The organism is Thalassotalea insulae (assembly GCF_030161395.1).
GTDB classification, from domain to species: Bacteria; Pseudomonadota; Gammaproteobacteria; order Enterobacterales; family Alteromonadaceae; genus Thalassotalea_E; species Thalassotalea_E insulae.
Map to the genome: position 1 here is coordinate 3083345 of NZ_BSST01000001.1, position 25636 is coordinate 3108980.

Consider the following 25636-nt stretch of genomic DNA (forward strand, 5'->3'; position numbering starts at 1 on the left):
TAAATGAAGCCACTAATAAAAAACTAGTTTGAATAATCGCTAATTATAGCTTTATAACGCTATTTATTAATCCGTTAGTTAACGTTACAACTTAATGCTTTTCTATGAACTACTTTATGCTGTTCTATGAACTAATTGTACAGATAATTGTTGTTTTTCATCATCGGTAAATGGTTCATTATCATGCTTTGACACTAAAAAGACATTTTCTGTCGATTCACCCAGCGAACTGATTTTAGCCGAATGAATAGTAAGCTCACGCTCAGCAAAGACCGCACAGATTTCTTCCATATAGGAGGGGTCATCCAGAGTATTTACTTTTAGCAATGATTTGTTCTTTTTGCTGGATTTTAAGAACTCGACTACCGTGGTGTTATCAAAGTTTTTGACAAAGCGAGGTGTCGTTAAATTATTTGTCACTTTTTGACTATTAATCGCTTTTTCTACTCTGCTGACAATTTGCTTTATTCTGAACTCTTCGGTGATCGGCTCATTATAGTTATCCAGCAGTTTAATGATTTCTAACACCATACCATCTTTGGTTTGCATAATTTGCGCGTCTTTTACTTTTAATTTAGCACTGGCGAGGGTATTAAAAATATCAACAAACAGCTTAGGTCTGTCTTTGGTATAAACGGTCAAACAGGTAGAGCTCAGTGACAGGTTTTCACTGATAAAAATGGTATCGTTTTCTGGTGTCTTGTTTAAGATTTTCTGGCTGATCTCAACAATTTCTTCAACATTGTTACCGCTGAAAAAGTGATTGGGTAAGCTGCTCCATAATGTTTGTAATGCCAACTGATCTATTGCTAGTTCGCTTAACTGAGTTTTAGCATCATTTTTATTTTCCCTGATCAAGGTGCGAACCTCAAAAATATTCTCTATTCCCTGCTTTAACGCATCTCGGGTCGCAAGATACAGCTGTTTCAGCTGACATTCGTGCCATTCATTCCAGTATTCGTCATTGGTCGCTATCATATCGGCGACGGTAAATACGTAAAGCGCATTGAGTTTATCAACAGAACCCACTTGTTTAGCGAGTTGTTTGATCACTTCGGGGTCGGTAATGTCCTGACTTTGGGTGGTGGTGATCAACAGTTCCTGATTAGCCACTAACCAGAAGATACGTTTAATTGTGGAATTCTTTATCTGATGATTCTCGGCAAATTCCTGCGCTATGATGGCATTAAGCTGATTATCGCCAACGGCCTGCTTGCCGGCAATATGGTGACACAGCGTGGCTAAAATCAGTGCATTACGATCTTTTATATATTGATTAATATTATAAATAAAGCTCTGCTTATTTGCCCGATCACTGAAGCTATCTATCGCTTGTACCGCTTTAAAGGTATGTTCATCAATGGTATAGGCATTATGCATATCGTATTGCATTTGCCCCTCAATTTGTTTCCACTGTGAGGAGTACGAAGCCAGTATGCCATAACGATGCATTAAACTGAGGGATGTTTTTAAGCCGTTAGGGTGCTGTAATAATTTAATAAATTCTTCACGGCAGCCTTGATAGCCGCTAAGCTCACCGAGTAGCCGGCGTCTTGTCTGTCTTAATAGTCTAAGTGTTTCCGGTGCTATGCCCTTAATGTCATCATGCTCGGCAATCAGTAAAAATACCCGGATCACCTGGCGTTTATCGATAAAGACTTCATCATAACGAGCTTCTAGCAGATTGTTTCTGACGACAAAATAGTCATCGATAACGCAATCTGGTTTTGGCCGTTGACTCTTTAAAATATCAAATTCAAAAGAATCACTGAGCATTTGATTTAATTCACGGATACGTGTCATTGCTCGAAATAGATAGCCCATCAGGCTTTCAATCGCCTGTTGTGAATTATCACCGCTACCAAAGCGCATAAACTTAGCCACTTCTGACTGATAATCGAATAATAAGATCTCTTGTGGTCTTTTGACGACACTATGTAATGCCCAACGTACTCGGCAGACAAAATCATAAGACTCTAAGAGCTCTGAGGTTTCATCTGAAGTTAAAAAGCCGGTTGATTTTATGGTTTTAGGATTGTGAATGAGAAAATGTTTTTGCGCTATCCAATGAATCGTTTGCACATCTCTCATACCTCCTGGGTTATTTTTTAAATTAGGCTCTAGATAGAGTGCGGTGTTTTTTGCTTTTTGATGGCGCTGTTCCTGTTCTGCTAATTTGGCATGAAAAAACTTTTCGCTGGTCCAGATGGTATCACTGAACATTGCCTCTTTGATGGTTGAAGCATGGTTTTGGTTGCCGATAAGTGGGCGAATATCCAGTAAGTTTGTGGCAATAGTGATATCTGTTTTTGCCAATTTTGTTGCTTCTTTCACAGAACGGACAGAGTGACCTATATCTGTTCCTAAGTCCCATAGTTTGGTTAAAAACTGCGAAAGCTTTTGTTCAATATCTCGTGGAATTTTACCATCACTGACAATGGCTAGATCGATATCTGATTGTGGATGCAGTCGTTTTTGTCCGTAACCACCAACAGCATTAAGCGATAAAGGTGATTGTTCAAGCTCGCTTGATTGCCACAGCGCAATTAATAACTGATCAAAAAAATCTGCTCTTTTTTGCATCAATGACTGAATTGAGTCGGTATGAAAGCTTTCATTTAGCGTCTGGTCAAACTGTGCTATTTGCTGACGCAATTCAGTTCCTGGAGTATTTAATGAAATTAACGACATACTGGCCATCCTATGGTTATACCAATTTGATTATTGACTTAGTCAATTCAGAGCTATGTTAGCGGTGTGGGAACAAATAAAATCTGCACAGATATAGTCATTCTACATCAAGTCATTTTTCAGCAGTTATCGCGCCGCCAAAAAGCTCCCGAACGGCGAGTTTAAAAGCCTTATATGCTGCGTTGTTGATGATAACAAAGCTATAAGCATTTTTTGCAATCTACGCTTTGTCTCTAAGCCTTTTAATTCTCGCTGAGTGAGAAAATCATTAATCATATGGGTATTAGTTTCTCGAACCAGGTAGTTAAAGAGCTCGCTTGATTGAATTTGCTATTGCTTTGAAAGATGGTCATAGCGCAGAAGAGGGGAAGAAACAAGTGACTTGCAGGGGATAAGCGATAGTTTTGTTGAGTTTTTTTAATGTGCTGAAAGCTCACAAAATGTCCTGCTAAATAGTTTGAGTTCGAATAGTATCAGTTTTGGTGTAATTGTTCAAATCTTGCGCCAAATTCACATTGGTGGTGGTGAGGAGTTGTTGATTAATTGTAAACTGATTAGAGTTGTAACTATGGGGGAAAGTTAACATGTGTTGGTTGAGTTGATGTTATTAAATCGTACGGAATTGATGGTGACATTTTTTGATACTTTTTTAATTATCACAACTGTTTCTTACGTATGATTGTCTTTGTATAGTAGATGTACAGATACCCGATAACTAAATTATTAGACGGTAAATCGATATGAGCAATTTGCTAAAACGAGTGTACATTAGTGCTGTCGTAGTGAGCGTTTTTATCAGTCAATTGGCGAAGGCGGTTGAAGCCGATGATGTACTGATGTTAGCTGAAAAAACAGGCCATTGGCTCGCCAGCACTGCGGTAAAAAAAGCACAAGGCATTGCCTGGCCTGATAACGTCAATAAGCCAGAATTACAGGGATATGATTTAGGTTCAGGTGCGGCAGGTAAGGTCATCTTTTTTACCGCATTATATCAGGCAACGGGTAAGTCATTTTATTTAACGCAGGCAAAGCAAGGAGCTGATTATTTAATATCGCTACTTGCACAGCCGACATACTTTAATAGTAATAATCGTAAAGCCAGTTTGTATAACGGCATTGCAGGTATTGGTGTTGCGTTAATGGAGCTTAATCATGTTCAAGCTAATGAAAAATACCATTTCGCATTAGAGAAAATAGTCGCTTTACTGGTTAACTGGAGCCAAGTAAAAGGTAAGCAGCGTCATTGGAGTGATAAATTTAATGACCTATTATACGGAGATACGGGAACCATATTATTCTTATCGGATTACGCGAATCAGTATAATGCTCCTCAAGCGCAGAAAATGGCGCAGCAAGGAGCATATTTTCTGTTAAGTCAGGTGCAAAAAACGGAACAGGGGGGATACTGGTTTTTCCGCCGAGATAAAGCGTTTAACTTACCAAACTTTTCTCATGGCACTGCAGGTGTTGTTTATACCTTAGCCACCGTTGGCAAGCAAAGCCGTGATAAAACCATCATTAATGGGGCAATTGCTGGTGTTAATTATTTAACGAGCATTGCCGAAATTGAGCAAGAAACCATCCGATTTCCTTATGGCTGGGGAAGTGAGAACTGGCAAGGCTTGTATCAGTTTGGTTGGGCCCATGGCTTAAGCGGCGTCGCATTAACATTACAGCAGGTAAAGCAGTCTGGTATTGAAGTGAAACAAAGCGAACATTTACTTAAGTTAATTAAGCATACGTTGCTTAACATCAATGTGGCCGGAAAAGTGAAAGTACCATTTTCAGAGCCGTCGACACCATTGGACTTTAGGTTTGGTCGGGCAGGTGTGTTGTCCTTAGTCAGCCATTGGAGCCGAGAGTCAGCGGGCGATAAGAAATTAATTAAGATTAGGGATGAGCTGTGGGCAACCATTGCCCGTGCCGCTATACAAGATGATAAATCAGCCTATTGGTTAGTCGATGCTCCTGCATTTATGGGGGGCGGTAAGGCTAAATATACCGGATTGTTACATGGTGCAGCTGGGGTTGGTATGACATTACTTAATATGCACGCCGCTATGGTCAATAAGGCGTCTTATGTTCGCTTACCAGATGATCCTTATAGTCGTTGATATTGTTATACGTTAAGTTCAACATGCTATTAGTCAGCATAAGCTTTTTCACCTGCCAGCTAAAACCTGATATAAAAGCTGGGCATTAGCTGGCTGGCGATTTTAAACTGTTTTATTGTGCCATCAGCATCTCGAGCTGCTTTGTAGCGTGAGTGTTATCAGGTAAAAGCTCCAGTACTTTTTGGTAGTTTTCGATTGCTTTTTTCTTGTTTCCTAATGCGGCATAGGTTTCGCCTAAGCTGTCATAGGTATTGGCATTTTCGGGAAATAAATAAACGTTTAATTTAAATATTTCCAAGGCTTTTTCTAATTGCTTCTTAAAGACATAGCGGTAACCCAAAGTATTTATTTTAGCGACATCAAAAGTTAAACCTTGTTTTTGTTGTAACTGTTTAGCAACAGCAATCGCCTGAGTAAAGCCTTTAGCTTTTATAGATTGATAGAGGCTAAATAAAGCCTTTGACATGCCCCAGCCATTTTCTGCTTTCATTTCAGGGAAGTAAAAACCGGCAATTTCGTCGATAAAATTGATCGGCAAACTGCCTAATTTATTGGTTAATACCACAATAGCTAAATCATCGTTCGGGTATATCACCATGGAGTTGGCATTACCACCGCTGGCACTGATTGCCGGGTGTTGATTTCGGCTGATGGTTTGCCAGCCTAGGGCATAACCATTTTCAAAATCATTGAAGCCGGCTGTTTTACCGTTTGTTAAAATGTTTGGTGTCCACAGAGTATCAAGTTGTTGTTGGGTTAATAATTTTTCTTGTTGTAGCGCCAATATAAACTGCGCCAGTTCGCTTGCAGTAGCACTCATACCTGCGGCGGTTCTGAAAAATGGATCAAAGGTGATTTGCAGATTTTCTAGTTTGCCGCTGGCACCAGTAACATAGGGTTGTGCCTGATGTGGGATTATCTTTTGGGTATGAGCAAAACCGGCAGCCAAGGTGATCGGCATTGGTACTTCTTTTAGTTGATTTTGCTGGATGTGATCAACAAACGGTTGACCGGACAATTTGTCGATAATTTTGCCGAGTAGAATATAACCAGTTTGGTTGTATTCAAATTGGGTGTTAGTTTTAAAGCGCATCGGCAAAGTTAGTACTTTTTGCCAAGCTGGATCCGGCTGGCCATTTGCAATCAAATCAACCCCGTGGCCATTTAAGATCTTAGGCAGTCCGGAGGTATGGCTAAGCAATTGTCTTATGGTCAAATCCTGCCACGCTTTAGGTAAATTGGCTAAGTGCTTTGAAATTTTATCGGAAACGGCCAGTTTATTTTCTGCTGCCAATTGCATGATAGCGACACCAGTAAACGCTTTAGTCATGGAAAATATTGGAAACGGCGTGTTATCTGTTACTTGCACCTGATGTTGGATATTGGAAAGACCATAGTGAGCTGTTTTGACGATTTTATGGTCTTTAACAATCGCTAGCTGCAACCCTGGAATGTTCTTTTCCTTCATGGTTTTAACTAAAAAGTCGTCAATTTGATCAGCGAATGCTGTTGATGTCCAAGCAATCAATAAGAAGGCGGTTAAGCTTAACTTATTGATTTTTCTGGTGATAATGTTTTTATGCATCTTATTGTTTTTTCCTTGCGATTAAATACATAGTGAAGTTGGCAATTTTTGCGCCAGAATCCATAAACTTTATTTTGTCTGGGTTTATCTAAGATAAACAGTATCTTACTAGCTATTTGGTCGAATTATGACGAAAAAGTTATCCAGTTTCATGCGTTGTTTGTCTGAAATTTACCATTAACGGTCGTTTTTTTACTATTTTTGAAAAATATTATTAATTATCAAACAGTTTGGGGAAAGAGTTACGGCGAATTCTATCGACAAAATTAGCTGTGTAGATAAGGTCCGATTTGTACTAAAAATTGTCGTGTTTTGACTAGTTAACATTTGTATTTTCTATAGATTTTATAGGACGTTAAACATCAGAAACTGATATTGGTAAAAATGCTGATAACAGCTTGTTTGTTTCAACGGACTAATAACAATAACAAAAGATAAATCAAAAGTTCTAGAACGCAATAGAGGATAATACATGAAAATGTTAAAACCAGTGGCAGCGGCCATCACTCTTGCATTAGCGACAACGTCGGTGATGGCAATGGGTAATAACGTAAAAATTCATAATAAAACTGAAAAAGGTCGTCCGGCATTTGTGAGTGGCAAGTTAGGTAATCTTGCACCAGGTCAAGAAGTCGCAGCGTTAAAGAAAATTGTTAATGAAAACGCTAATTACCATGCTCATGGTAATGAAAACTTTAAAGTAAAGCACCAATGGAAAGATAACTTAGGTAAAGGTCACAGCCGTATTACTCAAACGATTAATGGTTTGAATGTCTATGGTACTAACATGATGATGCATACCGATAAAGAAACCGGCCAAGACTTAGTTAATATCTATGCGGTCACCGGTAAATTAGCGGTAAATCCTGATCCTGAAAGTAAGGTTAATGTACATAAAGGGAATGGAAAAAGCCGTAAGCTGGCAAAAGAAGTGGCAGCACAAATCGGTGATATCCAAGGGAAACCTGAATTATCTTATATCTATTTACCACTAACGGATGAAACTAAGTTAGCTTGGAGAGTTCGAGTTACTTGGAATAACGGTGGTGACGATTTTGGTGATGATTTCCTATTTATCGATGCTGAAGATCAATCAGTATTAACACGTCACGCACAAGTACATCAGGCGAAAAACTGGCAAACCGATGATATGAATCACATCAGTGAAAGTACTGTTGGTCCATCGACGCCTCGCGGTACATTATTATGTACTAATAATGAAGCTTGTAATGAAGACTCTGCACAGCGTGCACACGATGCGGCTTCAGAAGTTTATGACTATTATCAAGAACAGTTTAACCGTTTAAGTATCAATGGTTCAGATATGACGGTGGTTTCTGGGGTACATGTTGGCGTTAACTACAATAATGCGTTCTGGTATAACAACCGTATGTGGTACGGTGACGGTGACGGTTCTCAATTTATTGATTTAACTAATGGTTTTGATGTTGTTGGTCATGAATTAACGCACGGTGTCACTGAATATACCGCAGGTTTAGTGTACGAAAATGCCTCTGGTGCGTTGAATGAAGCTTGGTCTGATATTTTAGGTATGTCTGCTGATGCCTACAAAAAAGGCAGTACACAGCCAGACTGGTTATTAGGTGAAGAAGTGATGGCATCAGGTAGCGGTGCGCTACGTTATATGAATAACCCAACCCAAGATGGTTATTCAACAGACTGGTATCCAGATCGTATCTCATTTACTAGCAACCCAACTAACTCAAATGATCACGGTGGTGTTCACGGTAACTCAGGTATTGCTAACCTTGCATACCAATTAGTAGTTGATGGTGGTACTCATCCTCGCGGTAAATCGTCAGCGGTTGTACCTAGTATTGGTTTAGCAAAAGCTGAGCAAATTTTTTACCGTGCATTAACGACTTATATGTCATCAAGTACAGATTTTGCTGGTGCAAGAAGTGCGACTGCACAAGCGGCAACTGATCTTTATGGTGCGACAGAAGCAACAGCTGTTGAAACTGCCTGGTGTGCCGTTGGTGTAGGGTCATGTCCAGGAACAACAACTCCAACAACTGATGTCCTAGAAAATGGTGTTGAAATGACAGGGTTGGAAGCTTCTACCGGTCAAGAGCTTGATTTTACGATGGAAGTACCAGCAGGCGCTTCAGATTTGAGCTTTAATATTTCGGGTGGTTCAGGTGATGCTGACCTTTACGTGAAATTTGGCTCAGCACCTACGACGAGTAGCTATGACTGTCGTCCATGGAAAAATGGTAATACAGAATCATGTAGCTTTAGCACACCACAAGCCGGTACTTATCACGTGATGGTACGTGCTTATTCAACATTTGACGGTGTAGGTTTAACAGGTAGCTTTACTGAAAGCACAGGCGGTGTTACAGGTGGTAGTGAATCAAAAACCAACCTGAGCTTATCTAGAGGTCAGTGGGATTATACTGCACTTGATATTCCTGCGGGTATGTCAACATTAACTGTCACTATGAGTGGTGGTAGTGGCGATGCTGATTTATATATCAGACAAGGTTCTAACCCAACAACTTCTACTTACGCATGTCGTTCATGGGCCAGTGGTAATACTGAAAGCTGTACTATCAATAACCCAGCAGCAGGTAATTGGAATGTTGGTATTTATGGCTATGCTGCTTCTAGCGGTATGAATGTAACAATGGAATGGCAACCTTAAGCTATTCAGTAACCTTGGCTTAAATGATGTCATTCATTTGAGTTAACAAAGATAAATGCCCAAGACCGTAATGCTTATAGCATGTAGGTTTTGGGTATTTTTTTTAGGATCTTTATTTTCTATTTCTGAACAAAATAATACGCATCACATCATTCATTTTGATGACAAAATGTATTATGTACGGCTCAAGAGTTAAAAGAATTCAAATGGGCTAAGAAATCAGAAGTATTAGCTGAGATTTTAGCTACTACTTCTAAATTTATTTGGCCGTTAGCGAGCAACAATTTGCTTGTTAATTGTAACCCAAGATAAAGCTATAATGCTCATCGTCTTCTTGCTCGTTATTACAAGCCACAACGTAGGGGGCTCTTTCTTTAGCGCTAAGCTCTTGCTCTTTTAGTATATCGGAGCTTTTTTTATCATCATCTATATTTTGTGCTGAAGGGTTATTGCTAGCTGCCATTTGATTTACCTGTTGTATTCTCTTTGTTGTTAATTTAATAGGGCATTAGCAAATGCCCTTGTTGGTTAATTCACCTGTGAAATACAGCATTATTCTTCTTCAACCAAGGTCATTAACGAGGTATTGCCACCAGAAGCTGTGGTATCAATACTGATGGTTTTTTCTGTTAATAAACGTTGGATCAAATTATCAAAATATTCAGAGCTGATCACAGGTAAGATAGCACCTTGACGTTCAGCCAGCTTTTCACTGATATAGTGCTTTCTGTCACACTGACTATCAACGACTACACCTGACAAGGCAGGATGAGCCAGCATCGTTGATAAGTGGCGTAATTTTGCTACTTGAAAGACATTTTTATCAGCACCCGTGGCGATGAACTTTTCTCTAAACGCTATTGCTTCGTCGTAAAATAAATCAGAAACTACTGAGATTACGGTATTACCTGTGGCTAATGCAGTCACAATCGACAATGTCCAAAAGTGAAAGCTAACATTTTTATCGGCAAAACAAATAACATTCCCTCGGTTTTCCAGATAAAGAATATTGGATTCACCTGTTGGTCCCGGGAGTATGGTTGGTTTTTTCAAACGTTTTTCAATGCTAATTAATTGTGCACGCGCCGCAGTTAAAGTGCGGTTTAAATCGTCGGCTAAATCATCGACGATATCAACATGAGCTATTTTCGCTAATAATTGACGCACATATGAAATACGAGTATTAAGCTCAGTTAAGCGCCAATCTTTTTCTGCTGTGTTAGCTTTGTCCATAAACAACAAGGCTTCAGCTGCCGCGGTTTCATCTCCTTCTAAAGCTTCTGCTTGTGCAGGTAAAACATTGAATTGTTCTGCATCTGGAGTTGCTTTTTCTTTCACTAAACGAGCTAAATAATTCGGGCCACCAGCTTTTGGCCCTGTTCCTGAAAGACCACGGCCACCAAAAGGCTGAACACCAACAATGGCGCCAATCATATTACGGTTGACATAAACGTTACCTGCACGTGATAGCTTGGCCAATTCAAGTGCTCTATGGTTAATTCGGGTATGAATACCCATGGTTAAGCCATAACCTGTACCATTTATCTGGTCGACTACTTTTTCAATGTCTTCACCGTTAAAACGAATAACATGTACACAAGGACCAAACACTTCCCGTTTTAAGACGTTAATATCATTTATTTCATAAAGACGCGGTGCAAAAAAGAAATGTTCATTATTTGAAACTTCATCTGAAATATTGCACTGGTAAAGTAGCTTGCCATTAGTTTTCATATAATCACTATGGGCATTTAGTGCATCTAAGGCTTTTTGATCAATGACCGGACCAATATCTGTGCTTAATTGTGCAGGGTCGCCAACATGTAATTCGGCAAGTGCACCTTTGAGCATAGTAATGACATCATCGGCAATATCGTCTTGCAAATATAGCACCCGCAGTGCTGAACAACGTTGACCAGCAGATTGAAATCCGGATGAAATAATATCATCAACCACTTGTTCAGGTAGCGCTGTAGAATCGACAATCATACAGTTTTGACCACCAGTTTCCGCAATCAAAGGTACTTGATCTCCGCCGCGCTCTGCCAAGGTTTGTGATATTCGAGTACCGGTTTCGGTTGACCCGGTAAACATAACGGTTTGAATGCGCTCATCAGGTACAATAACACTGCCAACTTGACTGCCTCGGGCAATGACCGCTTGTACAACTCCGTCAGGTAAACCAACGGATTTCATGAGCTCAATAGTATATAAGGCGATTAAACCTGTTTGCTCGGCAGGTTTGGCTAATACCGTATTACCCGTTGCTATGGCAGCGGCTACTTGTCCTAAGAATATCGCTAATGGGAAGTTCCATGGGCTAATACATAATACTACGCCACGAGGTTCTAGCCGTTCATCTTCTGCAAGTTCAATCGCTCGTTCGGCATAATATCGACAAAAATCAACGGCTTCTCGTACTTCATCAATTCCATCTTGGGCGACTTTTCCGGCTTCTTTAATACACATGGCAATTAGTTCATTCATGTGACGTTCAAGAATATCGGCAATACGGCATAATAACTGAGCACGTTCAGCAACCGGGGTTTGTGACCATGAGCTAAACGCTGCTTCTGCGCTATCTATCATTGCCAGCATATCATTTTGGTTATGAAATTGATGATAACCAATGACTTCACTATGATTTGCCGGATTTTTCACCGCAACGGAACCTTCAGGCAATTCGTCTTTATTGAGTAGGTTATTGGCAAACCAATTATCGAGAGACGTTTTTAACGAAGAGATTTCGTCAATATCGTTTAAATCTAATCCGATAGAGTTATCACGGCCGACACCATTTTTATCATGATATAAGGCAATAGGTTTAGTGATTTGATGATTGTATTTCTCTTTTAACCGTTGTGTTCTTTCAACCGGGTCTTCAAGTAACGATTCTACGGGTTGCGACTCATCAACAATGGCATTAACAAATGAAGAATTCGCGCCATTTTCTAATAAGCGACGCACTAAATAAGCTAATAAATCTTCGTGATGACCAACAGGCGCATAAATGCGACATTGAATGTTTTCACCTGACACGATTTGATCATATAACGAATCCCCCATTCCATGTAAACATTGGAATTCAAATCCCTCTTTATCGTCGCCAGCAAGCTCAACTATGGTGGCTGCGGTATAGGCATTATGGGTGGCAAATTGCGGATAGATACTATCTCGATAATCTAGCAATTTATTGGCACAAGCGTGGTACGAAACATCAGTAGAAGATTTACGGGTAAATACTGGAAAATGCTGATGGCCATCTTTTTGAGTATTTTTAATTTCGGTATCCCAGTAGGCACCTTTTACTAAGCGTACCATCATTTTTCGGTTAACACGTAACGTCAAAGCACGTAACCATTCAACGACCCATAGTGCACGTTTTTGATAGGCTTGCAAGGCAATACCAAAACCGTTCCAGCCGGCTAAATCGTTATCACTAAATACTGCTTCTATGATATCAAGTGAGATATCGAGTCGTTCAGATTCTTCGGCATCAACGGTTAAGCCAATATTATAGCTCTTTGCCTGTAAACACAGTGCTTTCAATTTGGGAACAATTTCAGCCATGACCCGTTCTTTGTGGCTGAATTCATAACGTGGGTGGATGGCAGAAAGTTTCACTGAAATACCAGGTACTCTGCGTGGGTCGTTTTTACCTGAGTTACGAGCAATGGCACCAATAGTTTCTATCGCATCTTGATAAGATTTTAAATAGCGCAGAGCGTCATCCATGGTACGCGCGCCTTCGCCGAGCATATCATAAGAGTAGACATAACCACTTTGTTCTTTAGTGGCTGCACGTTCAGTTGCTGCGGTAATTGTTTCGCCCATAACGAACTGTTTGCCCATAATTTTCATGGCATAGTTCATTGATTTACGAATAACCGGTTCACCAAGGCGGCCGATGGTTTTTTTCAATAAGCCAAAATTGTCTTGTTTACGTTTATCGGCATAATTGACCATAGAACCGGTAATCAATAAGCCCCAAGATGACGCATTTACAAATAATGAATCACTGCTTCCTAGGTGTGAACTCCATTGTCCTTGAGAAATTTTATCACGAATTAATGCATCTTGAGTTTGCTTATCTGGTACTCGTAATAAAGCCTCAGCCAGGCACATCAATACCACGCCTTCTTCACTCGATAGTGAGTATTCATTTAATAAGGCGTCTATTGCACCGTTACCTTCTTGGTCTTGGCGAATTTTCAATACCATTTTTCGAGCTCGTTCCCAAGCCCTGCTTCTGGCACTGACATTAACTTCTGCTGCAGGTAGAATGTGATCTACAGCGATATTTTCATCGATACGATAAAATTCACGGATTTTCTGCCGAATTGGACAGTCAGAAATTAACGGATCATTAAAAAGCATTTATTTGCCCTCAAAAATTAGTAAATAGCGTTTGAAACTATTTATGCCATTTGCAATTAATTTACATCATATTAAAAGTGATTGTATATGTTATACACTAACTTTTAAATGTCATACTTCACAATTTGTTATCTTTTAGCTGTTGAACTCATTAGCTACTCAGCCTAAATCTGATCATCTTTAACCATGATGTCTTAACATTTCATCATGCTTGAGCAATACCTTCACTTCCTGTTGTGGTGAGAAACTGCTGATCACGTAGATCGCTAACGATGATAAAATAAAGCCAGGCACTATTTCATACATCACAGAACTTAATGACTGGCCATTAATAGTGATCGGAGCATAAATCCACAATAGTACTGTGACAGCACCCGTCACCATACCTGCTAAGGCACTGTTTCTGGTCATTTTTCTCCAGTATAAACTGCCTATTACTACCGGACCAAACGCGGCACCAAAACCTGCCCAAGCGTTACTGACTAAAGATAATATAGAAGAATCTCTGTCATAGGCTAAATAGATTGCCACTAGCGCGACGATAAATACTGAAATCCGTCCAACCAATACTTGCTGTTTGTCACTGGCACTTTGATGCAAAAAGGTTTTATAAAAATCTTCAGTTAAAGAACTTGATGTCACCAAAAGCTGTGAAGATATTGTACTCATAATAGCTGCTAAGATAGCCGCTAATAAAAAGCCAGCAATCAGTGGATTAAATAATATTTGCGATAATAGAATAAAAATAGTTTCAGCATCATCGAGTTTTAGATCGGTTTTGAGAACAAACGCAATACCGGCAAAACCTGTCGCCATAGCGCCAATAATAGACACTATCATCCAACTCATACCAATACGACGAGCAGTAGGCATGTCGTTAACACTGCGTATCGCCATAAAACGAACAATGATATGGGGTTGACCAAAGTAACCTAATCCCCAGGCCATTGCTGAAAGAATACTGATTAAACCCATACCACTAAAAATATCTAATAGGTCAGGATCTAAAGTATTAATGCTTGAATGCATTGCCGATAAACCACCCACTTCATAAATAGCGACGATGGGGACTAATACCAAAGCGATAAACATGATACAGCCTTGAACAAAGTCCGTTAAACTGACCGCTAAAAAGCCACCAAATAGCGTATATGCGACGACAACACCGGCAGTAACATATAAGCCGATTTCATAATTTAAACCAAAAGAGCTTTCAAACAATTTACCACCAGCAACAATACCGCTTGAGGTATAAAGTGTGAAAAAAATCACAATAACCAGCGAAGAGACAATTCGTAATAGCCGAGAGTTATCATTAAAGCGATTTTCAAAAAAGTCAGGCAAGGTGATAGAATCATTCGCTATTTCGGTATAGGTTCTCAGGCGAGGGGCCACGATAAGATAGTTTAAAAAAGCGCCAATCACTAAACCAACCGCTATCCATAAACTACTTAGACCTGAAATATACATAGCGCCAGGTAGTCCCATTAACATCCAACCACTCATGTCAGATGCGCCGGCAGAAAGTGCAGCGACACTTGGACTTAAGCTTCTACCACCAAGCATATAACCAGAAACATCACTGGTTGATTTCCGGTATGCATACAAGCCGATGCCAAGCATGGCGGTAAAATAAAGACCTAAAGAAAATAGCGTTTCAAATTCCAAAATAATTTCCACCTTTTTATTTTTTGTATAAGTGTTTCACTCGTCGATACGATTAAAGAGTGGCCTTATTGATGAATCCATAACTATTTATGACAAAATTTAAGTTGTGCATCTGATAGTTAATCTAAGTCATTATTTTATGTTGCTTTATCTCTATCATTAGTGCTGAAAGTAGCTTGCTTTTTATAGTGAATTGCGACATTAAAAATGTAGGGGGAAATATTTTGATAATGAAAAGTGCTAAAATAACAGATGTTCTAAGATGAAAAGTAAAAATATTTATGGATTATGCTACCAATACACTCTTTAAAAGAAGCGTGTATTTTTGGAAACATTAAATGCCAACAAATAAACAGTCGAATAATAGAGTGTTAAAAGCATTTCAGTCGTGCCGAGATGGTTTAGTGCGCTCTATTATGAAGATGAGTGTCGAGCAACAAGATGTCGATGACATTTTACAAGAAACTCTTATTCGAGTTTTACATTCAGATGCGAAGCAACAAATTAACTCTCCTAAAGGTTACTTGTTTGTTGTCTCAAGAAATATAGTGCTTAAAAAATTGATGCAACAATCAAAAGAAATGCATATAGAGCTCGATGATGCCTTATTAGAAAATGATGAGGGAGATTCAGTTGAACAAGCCTTGTATCAAAAACTTAAATTTAAACGTTTTAATCAAGTATTGAGTTCATTACCAGAAAAGCACCGCCGCGCGATATTGTTGAGAAAACTATATTGCTTAAGCCACAAAGAAATAGCAAAGAAGATGGATGTATCAGTAAGTTCCGTTGAAAAATATATCGCAGCGGGGTTAAAACAATGTAAACAGTCTCTTTATGCTCAAGGATATGAAGTGAATGAAACTATACAGTCAAAGTCAGATAGTCAATCAAGTGAAGAGCGTGCCAAATGAATATAGATAATAACGTGGTTTCACTTCATAACGGCAATACGATTGATGACGAAGCGTCTCTTTGGTTGGTCAGATTAGATAATGGTCATTTATCAGAACAATCGAAAAAAGAGCTCAAGCATTGGTTAGCAGCGGACAAAAGACATCCGGCGGCATTAAAAGCGATGGCTGATATCTGGGATGATATGGATGAAGTGCTCAATAGTCTCGATGATAAACATTCCGCCCCAGAAAGTGTGACTTTATGGCCAATTTTAAAGCCTATTTTCACTCCTTTCGCTTTAGCCGCGTCGATTAGTTTTTTCGCTATATTTATATGGTTACTAACACCTGGTAGCGTAGAGAAAAATTCCTATGCAACTATCACAGGACAGCAGTTAGATGCCACATTCGATGATGGTTCAATTATTCATTTAAATACCAATAGTCGAATTGAAACAGAATTTTCTGATGAAAAGCGGCTGATTAAATTAGTCAAGGGTGAGGCGTTATTTGAAGTGGCTCACGACCCTGAACGTCCATTTATTGTTTATGTTGGTGATCGTCTGGTGCAGGCGATAGGAACAAAATTTGTTGTCCACTTACACGCTAAAAATGTTCAGGTAACGGTAACAGATGGAAAAGTAAAAATGTCAAAAGTGAACGTTGATAGCAAACTAGCCGACATTAAAGCAATTAATACTGCTGACATTCAAAAAGATGATATATATCTGGCAAAAGGCGATAATGTATTCGTGGCAAATGAACAAGCCCCGATAATCACCCAGTTTAAGCCAGAAAATATAGAGCGCGAACTTTCATGGCTTGATGGCAAATTGATTTTTGATAATGAAGAATTGTTTGATGTGATTGAAGAAGTGAATCGTTACTTTAATATAAAAATCGTGTTAAAAGATCCTTCTTTACATCATATACGTATAAGTGGTCGTTTTGACTTAGACGACAGTGACGCATTAATTGAAGCGTTAGAACTTTCCTTTAATATTCAGTCTCAACGACTGGATGCCAATAAAATATTGCTGACTAAAAAAGCATAATTACGTTCTAAACATAGATTTAACGTGTAGCGCACGTTAAATCTATGTTTTTTTGCTGTGCCAGCCTTGATAAAAACGGTATTTCTTCGCTAGCAGTAAATAAATAAAGAAAATATTTTACGGTTTTTCCTACTTACCCACTCTTTAACTTAGGTTGCTAATAGATAGCAGTAAAGCGGCCACATTAAATAATTATAAAATTTATTAACATTGGGAAGGAAATAACATGTCTACTAAATTCCGCTCTGGAACTCTAGCGCTGGCGATCAGCATGGCGTTAGGTACTTTATCTACACATGCTGCTGAAGCTGATAGCAGCAAAAAAGCAGAACAAGAGGTTGAACGCATTGCCGTTGTCGGCTCGCGTGGTGCCCCGCGTTCAGTGGATGACTCTCCTGTACCTATCGATTTAATCGGTGCTGAAGAACTCGAAAAATCCGGTAATACCGATATGTTAGAATTAGTGAAAGGTACGGTACCGTCATTTAACGTACAAACGAATCCTATTTCAGATGCAGCTAGTTTAGTGAGGCCTGCTAACCTTCGAGGCCTATCTTCTGATAGCACTTTGATACTCGTTAATGGCAAACGTCGTCATCGTGCTTCTGTTATCGCATTACTTGGTGGTGGTATTAATGATGGTGCTCAAGGACCTGATATATCAGTTATTCCTAGTGCAGCGCTGAAACAAGTAGAAGTATTACGTGATGGTGCTGCTGCACAATATGGTTCTGATGCCATTGCCGGTGTAATGAACTTTGTCTTGAAAAATGATGCTGACGGCGGGTCGTTTACTGTGCGTCATGGGTCATATTATGAAGGTGACGGCGATACTACTGAAATCAATGGTAATATTGGTTTGGAGCTGACCAAAGATGGCTTCGCTAACTTAAGTTTCCAGTATAAAAATGCTGATGCCACCAGTCGTAGTGTTCAACGCCCTGACGCGCAAGGTTTGATTAATGCAGGCAATACCAGTGTGTCCGATTTGGCACAGATTTGGGGATCGCCTGAAATTAACGATGATATCACTATTTTTGCTAACTTTGGCTTAGATTTAGGCAATGATCGAGAAGCCTATATGTTTGGTAACTATTCTGAACGTGATGTCCGCGGTGGTTTTTACTTCCGTAACCCACACATCCGTGGCGGTGTTTATTCCAATGATGGCGGTAATAGCTTACTTGTCGCTGACCTCGATGGCTTAAATAATGGTATTGAATGTCCTGCGGTTAACATTACAACCGACAATGTTTTAGGCCAAGCGGATTATGGTTTAATCGCAGATCCTAATACTGCTGTCGGGCAAAACTGTTTTGCTTTTAACGAAATGTTGCCAGGTGGTTTTACGCCTAACTTTGGCGGTAATATTATTGATACCTCAATAACAATGGGAACTCGTGGCGAAATCAATGATAGCTTAAGTTACGACATCAGTGGTTCTGTCGGACGCAACGCATCAAGCTACGTTATCTTTGATACACTAAACGCTTCTTTGGGACCTGAGTCTCCAAGGGATTTCCACCCTGGTGAACATATCCAATTAGAAAAGTTTTTTAACGTCGATTTAGTGAAAGAGTTAGAGGTTGGAATTGAAGCTCCACTAGTGATCGCTGGGGGGTATGAATATCATCAGGAAAGCTTTGATGTTATTGCTGGAGATGTTGCTTCTTATACAGCCGGGCCATTAACAGATCAAGGGTTTGGTATAGGTTCAAATGGTTTCCCTGGTTTTAAACCTTCGGCAGCTGGCTCATTCTCTCGCCAAAACTATGCATTTTATGTTGATGTTGAAGCTCAGTATACCGAAAAATTTTTAATGGGTTATGCATTGCGCTATGAAGATTATAGTACCTTTGGCGATACGACTAACTATAAAGTGTCTGCGCAATACAGTGTAACCGATGATTTTTCACTACGAGCGTCAATGAGCTCAGGATTTAGAGCGCCAACGGTTGGTCAAGCAAATTATTCAAATGTGCAAACGTCGTTAGAAGGTGGTTTATTGGTTGATTCTGCGTTATTACCAGCAACGAACCCTGTTGCTAAGCAGTTAGGTGCAACAGAATTAACCCCGGAAGAGTCTGATAGCATAGCATTTGGCGCTGTTTGGCAATTAGAAGGGTTTCACTTCACACTTGATTACTACCATATTGAAGTGACAGATCGTATTTCTCAATCGACTAAATACAATTTATCAGATGAAGATAAAACAAAATTAAAAGCCGATGGTGTACCTAATGTCGATTCAATTCAACAGGTAAGCTTCTTTACTAATGATTTCGATACTACAACGGAAGGTATTGATTTTATAGCTAACTATACTACTGGGTTATTAGATGGTGATGCGGTATTTAGCCTGGCCTATAATTGGAATGAAACTACAGTAGATAGCTATACGGCAATCACTGGTGAAGGGAAAGTTTCTCGTTTAGAAAATGATTTACCTAATCATAGAGGCACTTTTACTTGGGCACAAAGTTGGGAAGATATCAATATGTTCGCCCGAGTTAACTATTTCGGTGAATTTCAAGGTGTGCATGTTGACTGGATAGGTACCCCAGAAGAGCCGGGAACAGAAATCAATGCCGATGCAGAAGTAACGGTTGATGTTGAAGTGACCTATTACGCGACAGATGAGTTAAGTGTTAGCCTTGGCGCACAAAATATCTTTGACGTCTATCCAAGCAAGTTAGATTTTGAAGAACAAACAGGCTCACCTAACAACAGCTGGGGGGGGAAATATTATGAAACGTCACCGTTTGGATTTAATGGTGGTTTCTATTACCTAAAAGCCACTTATCGTTTCTGATAGATTGATAATCCAATCATCCAATCATCCAAGTATTCGATTAGAATGAGTTTGATTTGAAGCTTATTTAACCGGTATAGATAAAAAACCTCAGCAATTGCTGAGGTTTTTTTACAATGAAGGAGGAATCGCTAGAAATTTGGTGCAAACAATGGTCATAATATGATCTTTAAAGAGGATCACCGTTCAATGCCCATTAACGAACATCGAGATATGTATTAAGTGTTTAATTACCTAACAAAAAACAATAAAGGGAAATACACACAAATTTTTATCATCTTTGGCTTATTATTGTTAGGCAACTCTTTCTGTAGTCACGCCGCTGAGCGTTATCAATTTAACATTCCTGCAATGAATGCTTCAGCTGCATTGGAAAAATTAGCTGATATAACCGGGTATTCGCTTATTTACCCATTTGATGAATCTGTTGTTGTTATCACGAATCCGCTCGATGGCGAATATTCCATTGTAGATGCCTTAGAAAGGTTATTGTTAAATACTGCGCTAAACGCTACCGCGACTGAAAAAGGTGTCATTGCTGTCTCGTCCTACTTGAACAAAGACAATCAAACCAATAAAGCGGCTAGTTTACCAGCCAAAAAAACAGCCACTGCCGTTACCGAAAATGTCAGTCAAGAAAACACCAATAAAGAAGTTAAAGCAGAGCGGATCCAAATTATCGGTTCTCGCCGCCTCAACCGATCGCCGAGTGATGCCTTGGCGCCGTTGGATATTATTAACAGGAAAAGTTTAACGGCACGTGGTAACCACGATATTATCTCGACACTTTCAAATGTGATCCCCTCATACAATGTCAGGCAAGAAGCTATTAGTGATGCGGGCACGATAGTAAAACCAGCAAATCTTAGAGGCTTACCAACCGATAGCACTTTAATTCTCGTTAACGGTAAACGGCGTCATCGTAGCGGTGTTATTTATGAATATGTCTCCGGATTAAATATTGGTGGTCATGGGGTAGATTTAGAGCCTATTCCAAGTATTGCACTGAAAAGTGTAGAAGTGTTAAGGGATGGTGCTGCTGCGCAATATGGCTCTGACGCGATTGCCGGAGTTATTAATTTTCGTCTGGAAAATAGTGCAGAGGCCCAACGTATTGAATTGCGTACTGGTCAATACTATGTTGGAGATGGTGCTAATGTTGAACTATCTGGAATACTGGCAAGCAATATTGGTGACAGTGGCACAGCTAACTTTTCATTTGAATTATCACAAAGTGATGCAACGTCTCGAGGTATACAAGACCCAGCTGTTCAGAGCTTAATTGACAGTGGAATTAGCAAAAATGATATCCAAGACCCTGTTGTTATTTGGGGCGCTCCCGAAATAAAAAACAATATTAAGATGTTTGGCAATTTCGAACTAGATATTAGTGAGAGTAGTCATTATCAGCAGCTTTATCTTTTTACTAATTGGGCACAACGTGATGTCGATGGCAGCTTTTTTTATCGCAACCCTAATACCCGGGCAAGTATATTTACTAACCCTAATGATGGTACTCGTCTGTTCTTTGACATGACACAAGATAAGACCGGAGGTTGTCCAACACCTACTATTCCAGGCAGTATTGGCGATGCTGAAGCCTTAGCCGCCATTGTGGCCAACGATAACTGCTTTGCTTTTAATGAACGTTTCCCTGGTGGCTTTACCCCAAGGTTTGGCGGTCACGTTACCGATGCTAGTTTAGCTGCTGGTGTGCGAGGGGCATTGGCGCTAAGTGATGGAGAATTAACTTATGATATCAGTATGGTGGTCGGAGAAAACCAAGTCGATTATGAATTACATAATAGTGTTAATGCATCATTAGGTGAAAATTCACCGGTAGATTTTAAATTAGGCGCTCAAATTCAAACTGAACGTATATTCAATGCCGATTTCACTTATCCGGTCGATGTCGGTTTTGAGTCAGAGCTTAATGTGGCTTTTGGCTACCAAAATCATTTTGAACAGTTTGAAGTCGTCGCAGGTGAGCAAGCTTCTTATCAGGCAGGAGTTTTTTCAAATCACGGTGAAGCGATAGGGGCCAATGGATTTCCGGGGTTTTCTCCTGATACTGCTGAGGTCAATAGGCGTATATCAAACGCGGTATATCTAGATATAGAAGGTGACGTAACTGATGCGCTTTTACTCTCACTGGCTATGAGGTATGAAGAAATAGGTAAGATAGGCAATACCTTCGATGGTAAAATCTCAACGCGTTTACAAGTTACTGATGAAATTGCTTTTCGTTCAACGCTTAGCAGTGGTTTTCGTGCTCCTACGGTGGGGCAGTCAACCCTGCAACGTATCTCTACTTCGAACTCTATTGTTAATGATGTTGTCGTTCAGCATAGCTCTCAACTGGTTAGTGCATTGAGCCCTATTGCGACAGCGCGTTCTGGAGGAGAACTTAAGCCTGAAACAGCCACAAGTTTTAGTTTCGGAGTATTATCAGAGTTAGGGCCTGTGAATGTCACCTTAGACTATTTTTATATTGAGGTAGACGATAGGTTATCACTGTTCACCAGTGAAATAGTAGCAAGTGATGCGCCGTTATTAGCTGCCTCAGGGGTCAGTTCAAAAGTAACCAATATCCAATATTATGCCAATGATTTTAATTCTATCACTCAAGGTGTTGACTTAGTCGCAAGTTCGTCGTTTGACGTGCTAGGAGGGAAAGATACCTTATCGCTGGCATTGAACTATACCAACACTGAGTTGGAAGTAACTAACGATAAAAGCCCAATCGCCGATGCTAATGAACGTAAGGAGCGCGAGCATGGCGTGCCGAAAACGCGTGGCGTGTTATCCTACTCTCACGTGCAAGGAGACTTAAGTACCACCATTGGCATTAATTATTACGGTAGTTTTTATAATGCACAATTTAATGATGTCTCTTTGATTGAAAAATTCGCTCCTATGGTGATCACAGATGTCGAGGTTTCCTATGATATCACCGACAGCTTAGCGGTCGCTTTGGGGGCTAAAAATCTTTTTAATGTTTTTCCTGAAGAATACAGTGAAGGTCGTACTGCTGGGTTTTTAGGGGCAATATACCCTTTAAATTCACCTGCTGGTTTCAATGGTGGGCATTATTATCTTCGTATGGCGTGGAATTTCTAGTAGGGAATATTTACTTTAAATGTTTTGCGCTGTTAGCGAAATATGACGATATGAAAGGTTAAACTGACAGTTCAATATAACGGTTTAATTTATCGTTAGTGAGACGTTGTGGCGAAATTTTATCCACCAGTTCTAACGTTTGATAAACCTTAGTTAAACCAACTTTATCGTCTAGTGGCATTTTTTCAAACGAGGTTGCATTAATGGTGTCTTTAATAAAGCTCATTGAGTTTGCTAACGTTGCCTTAAAGTCAGCGTCAGTTTTAGCCTGATCGAGATTCGAGATGATATTTTTTGCGGCATTTAATGCTTCTTTCAATGCGGTTAAGGTCTCACTTTCCTGTGTTGTATTGTCTGTATCGTTAATCTTACCTGCATCCGTTTCATCTAAACGCTGTAAAAAATCACCGATATAGTTTGCTACTCCTTGAGAGGATAGGTTATTGCTAGCAGCTAGCTCATCGTCGGATAATTCTGTATCTGTTAACTGGGCATACTCTTGTTTAGAGATTAACCCTAATTGGTAAATGCGTTGCTTTAAGCTGTCCAGGTCATTAAATGCTAAGTTACCACCAGAGAAAAATTCATTACTAAGCGCACTAATTTTTTGTGCTTTGCTGCTTAAATATAAATTACTGTTTGAAGCTTCAAGCTGGCTATTGTTATCAGGCTTGCTTTGTTTATGGCTGCCAATGATCTGTTCTAATTCAGAACTACTGTTAGTGGTTGCAGTATTAGTATTAAAAAAGCTCGAGTACGGATTAATGTTGTTGATCATAAAATCGTTAGCAAAAATTTGACATGCATTTTATAAGCAATTATTAAGCCGTTTAAGTAAAAGTATTATTAGCGCAAGCGTTGCAATTAATGATAAATTGATAAGCCAAGAGTTTCGGCAATATCAGTAATTAAATTAATACCTACCACTGAGTTACCATATGGGTTTAATGGTGGACTCCAGGCACAGATCACCCCGAAACTTGGAACAACGGCAATAACGCCGCCGCCAACGCCACTTTTAGCCGGTAAGCCGACTGAAAAAGCAAACTCACCCGACTGATCGTACATGCCACTGGTCGATAATATTGCGTTGATCCGGTGTGCGTCTTTTGCACTACAAATATTACTGTTAGTGTATGGATCTTTGCCTTTATTGGCGAGAAAAAGTAAGCTGCGTGCCAATTGTTGACAACTCATAGTAACTGAGCATTGAGTAAAATAATGACTTAATACTGATGGGATCTCAGCGTCAATATTCCCAAAACTTTTCATTAAATAGGCCAAAGCAGCATTGCGATTACCATGAGCAAGCTCTGACTGATACACGTTACGATCGATTTGTACGGCCTCGCTACCTGCTAATTGGCGCATAAAGCTTAAAAATGCCAACTTGCTGGATGAAAAATGACTGGCTAACACATCAGCTATCAATAAAGCGCCGGCATTAATCATAGGGTTACGGGGGATGCCTTTTTCCCACTCTAACTGAATAATCGAGTTAAACGGTTGGCCGGAGGGCTCCATATTGATCCGTTGCCACAACGAATCACCAATACGATTCATTGCCATTACTAAACCAAAAATTTTAGAAATACTTTGAATAGAGAAAGGGGTTTTATCTTGACCTGCTCCAATAATTTGTCCATCTATTGTCGCTATTGCCACCCCCATCAACGCTGGATTAACTTCAGCAAGTGCTGGAATATAATCAGCGACCTTACCTTGTTGATATTGCATGTGCTGCTCACTCAGTAATGCCTGCAATTTTTCTCGTAAATCCGTTAAATCTTGTTTCATTGTGGTGGAGTCTAAAAATATTTTGGATTGGAATTATCATCGACTAGGTTAAGTAAATAAACCATTTTTAATGATAAATTCAGCTTGCTGTGTTTTGTACTCGGTGACTGACATAGAAAAGCTATATTACGCGCCGAACGCTGCGACCAGGCAGCATTTATTTTAAATAGTGGCGAATAATATTTTCTGGTGCGACAGCAGAGTTAAGTTCTAGGTTAACGGGGCGAAACAGGTGGATTTTACCTTTAAGCTGCACGTTTTTAGCTAGTTTTAGCGTCGGTGTTTGGTTTTCAAACTTGGCCATTAAAAACCCAAGTGGTTGAAAAATAATATCGCCTTGAATTACCACGCCTGATGCTATGGTTATGTTGCCAGTAACTGTACTAATTGAAGAGTGTAATTTGGCCTGTTGGCCTATATCAATATTGCCATTGCTATTTTTAATCTCGCGGATAACAGTAGTGTTTTTACCGAGCAAAATATTTCCATTAGTGGTTTGCACTGATAATACTTTGCTATGGTCACCAATACTAATATTGCCATTGGTTGTTGTGGCAGAATTGACTTGTGCGTGATGACTAACAGTGATATTGCCATTGGTGGCATCTAAAATTCCTGCACTGCCATAATCTGTGACATCAATGTTGCCAGCAAAGGTCTGAACATTTTCACCATGCTGCACAGCGTGATTACCAATAGAGCACCCGGATATTCCTAATGCAAGTACCGACACTAAAATTAAATTAGTTTTTCTTTTTACCATTCTCTTTATTACTCAGGTCAATATTTGATATCGCAGGTAAGAGTAACACAACTTAATTAAAATAGATCCTTCGTTATATCGGCATTAACT

At 39.6% G+C, this 25636-nt stretch carries 14 protein-coding genes; 6 read left to right on the forward strand and 8 right to left on the reverse strand.

The window, feature by feature from the left end; all coding sequences use genetic code 11:
- Window positions 1-114: 114 nt before the first annotated feature.
- Window positions 115-2691, reverse strand: a complete 2577-nt coding sequence (gene glnD / locus QQK06_RS13980; RefSeq protein WP_284245351.1) for a [protein-PII] uridylyltransferase — start codon at window positions 2689-2691, stop codon at window positions 115-117.
- Between the two features lie 740 nt (window positions 2692-3431).
- Here glnD and QQK06_RS13985 point away from each other — a divergent pair.
- On the forward strand, window positions 3432-4805 hold the full coding sequence (locus tag QQK06_RS13985) for a lanthionine synthetase LanC family protein (RefSeq protein WP_284245352.1): 1374 nt from the start codon (window positions 3432-3434) through the stop codon (window positions 4803-4805).
- A gap of 112 nt (window positions 4806-4917) precedes the next feature.
- Here the strand turns inward: QQK06_RS13985 and QQK06_RS13990 are convergent, their stop codons facing one another.
- Window positions 4918-6390: a serine hydrolase gene (locus tag QQK06_RS13990; RefSeq protein WP_284245353.1), complete on the reverse strand. Its 1473-nt coding sequence runs from the start codon at window positions 6388-6390 to the stop codon at window positions 4918-4920.
- A gap of 472 nt (window positions 6391-6862) precedes the next feature.
- Between QQK06_RS13990 and QQK06_RS13995 the strand changes: the two genes are divergently transcribed.
- The gene (locus tag QQK06_RS13995; RefSeq protein WP_284245354.1) at window positions 6863-9058 is read left to right on the forward strand and encodes a M4 family metallopeptidase; all 2196 of its coding nucleotides are present in this window, start codon (window positions 6863-6865) and stop codon (window positions 9056-9058) included.
- Between the two features lie 292 nt (window positions 9059-9350).
- Here QQK06_RS13995 and QQK06_RS14000 read toward each other — a convergent pair whose 3' ends face one another.
- From QQK06_RS14000 to putP, 3 genes are all read right to left on the reverse strand, one after another.
- A complete protein-coding gene (locus tag QQK06_RS14000) occupies window positions 9351-9521 on the reverse strand; it encodes a hypothetical protein (RefSeq protein ID WP_284245355.1) in 171 nt (56 codons plus the stop codon).
- Between the two features lie 89 nt (window positions 9522-9610).
- Complete coding sequence (gene putA / locus QQK06_RS14005; RefSeq protein ID WP_284245356.1) at window positions 9611-13435, reverse strand: bifunctional proline dehydrogenase/L-glutamate gamma-semialdehyde dehydrogenase PutA; 3825 nt, start codon at window positions 13433-13435, stop codon at window positions 9611-9613.
- Between the two features lie 180 nt (window positions 13436-13615).
- Window positions 13616-15058 (reverse strand): sodium/proline symporter PutP, encoded by a 1443-nt coding sequence (gene putP, locus QQK06_RS14010; protein ID WP_431313661.1) that lies wholly within the window; start codon window positions 15056-15058, stop codon window positions 13616-13618.
- Window positions 15059-15441: 383 nt separating this feature from the next.
- On the opposite strand from putP, the gene QQK06_RS14015 reads away from it, so the two are divergent.
- The 4 genes from QQK06_RS14015 (at window position 15442) to QQK06_RS14030 (ending at window position 22986) form a co-directional block, all read left to right on the forward strand.
- Window positions 15442-16017, forward strand: a complete 576-nt coding sequence (locus QQK06_RS14015; RefSeq protein WP_284245358.1) for an RNA polymerase sigma factor — start codon at window positions 15442-15444, stop codon at window positions 16015-16017.
- Window positions 16014-17054: a FecR family protein gene (locus QQK06_RS14020; RefSeq protein ID WP_284245359.1), complete on the forward strand. Its 1041-nt coding sequence runs from the start codon at window positions 16014-16016 to the stop codon at window positions 17052-17054. The genes QQK06_RS14015 and QQK06_RS14020 overlap by 4 nt, the downstream gene beginning before the upstream one ends.
- A gap of 226 nt (window positions 17055-17280) precedes the next feature.
- A complete protein-coding gene (locus tag QQK06_RS14025; RefSeq protein ID WP_431313649.1) occupies window positions 17281-19866 on the forward strand; it encodes a TonB-dependent receptor plug domain-containing protein in 2586 nt (861 codons plus the stop codon).
- 222 nt (window positions 19867-20088) lie between these two features.
- Window positions 20089-22986, forward strand: coding sequence for a TonB-dependent receptor plug domain-containing protein (locus QQK06_RS14030; RefSeq protein ID WP_284245360.1), 2898 nt, complete (start codon window positions 20089-20091; stop codon window positions 22984-22986).
- Window positions 22987-23044: 58 nt separating this feature from the next.
- Here the strand turns inward: QQK06_RS14030 and QQK06_RS14035 are convergent, their stop codons facing one another.
- From QQK06_RS14035 to QQK06_RS14045, 3 genes are all read right to left on the reverse strand, one after another.
- Complete coding sequence (locus QQK06_RS14035) at window positions 23045-23764, reverse strand: hypothetical protein (protein WP_284245361.1); 720 nt, start codon at window positions 23762-23764, stop codon at window positions 23045-23047.
- A gap of 86 nt (window positions 23765-23850) precedes the next feature.
- Window positions 23851-24783 carry a glutaminase A gene (gene glsA / locus QQK06_RS14040; RefSeq protein ID WP_284245362.1) on the reverse strand — a complete coding sequence of 311 codons (933 nt, stop codon included), beginning with the start codon at window positions 24781-24783 and terminating at the stop codon, window positions 23851-23853.
- A gap of 157 nt (window positions 24784-24940) precedes the next feature.
- Window positions 24941-25546 (reverse strand): DUF4097 family beta strand repeat-containing protein, encoded by a 606-nt coding sequence (locus QQK06_RS14045; protein ID WP_284245363.1) that lies wholly within the window; start codon window positions 25544-25546, stop codon window positions 24941-24943.
- Window positions 25547-25636: the final 90 nt, after the last annotated feature.

Excerpts from the sequence above, each read along its gene's own strand:
- glnD (WP_284245351.1), bottom strand. The coding sequence starts at position 2,691 with ATGTCGTTAATTTCATTAAATACTCCAGGAACTGAATTGCGTCAGCAA.
- QQK06_RS13985 (WP_284245352.1), top strand. The coding sequence starts at position 3,432 with ATGAGCAATTTGCTAAAACGAGTGTACATTAGTGCTGTCGTAGTGAGC.
- QQK06_RS13990 (WP_284245353.1), bottom strand. The coding sequence starts at position 6,390 with ATGCATAAAAACATTATCACCAGAAAAATCAATAAGTTAAGCTTAACC.
- QQK06_RS13995 (WP_284245354.1), top strand. The coding sequence starts at position 6,863 with ATGAAAATGTTAAAACCAGTGGCAGCGGCCATCACTCTTGCATTAGCG.
- QQK06_RS14000 (WP_284245355.1), bottom strand. The coding sequence starts at position 9,521 with ATGGCAGCTAGCAATAACCCTTCAGCACAAAATATAGATGATGATAAA.
- putA (WP_284245356.1), bottom strand. The coding sequence starts at position 13,435 with ATGCTTTTTAATGATCCGTTAATTTCTGACTGTCCAATTCGGCAGAAA.
- putP (WP_431313661.1), bottom strand. The coding sequence starts at position 15,058 with ATGCTTGGCATCGGCTTGTATGCATACCGGAAATCAACCAGTGATGTT.
- QQK06_RS14015 (WP_284245358.1), top strand. The coding sequence starts at position 15,442 with ATGCCAACAAATAAACAGTCGAATAATAGAGTGTTAAAAGCATTTCAG.
- QQK06_RS14020 (WP_284245359.1), top strand. The coding sequence starts at position 16,014 with ATGAATATAGATAATAACGTGGTTTCACTTCATAACGGCAATACGATT.
- QQK06_RS14025 (WP_431313649.1), top strand. The coding sequence starts at position 17,281 with ATGTCTACTAAATTCCGCTCTGGAACTCTAGCGCTGGCGATCAGCATG.
- QQK06_RS14035 (WP_284245361.1), bottom strand. The coding sequence starts at position 23,764 with ATGATCAACAACATTAATCCGTACTCGAGCTTTTTTAATACTAATACT.
- glsA (WP_284245362.1), bottom strand. The coding sequence starts at position 24,783 with ATGAAACAAGATTTAACGGATTTACGAGAAAAATTGCAGGCATTACTG.
- QQK06_RS14045 (WP_284245363.1), bottom strand. The coding sequence starts at position 25,546 with ATGGTAAAAAGAAAAACTAATTTAATTTTAGTGTCGGTACTTGCATTA.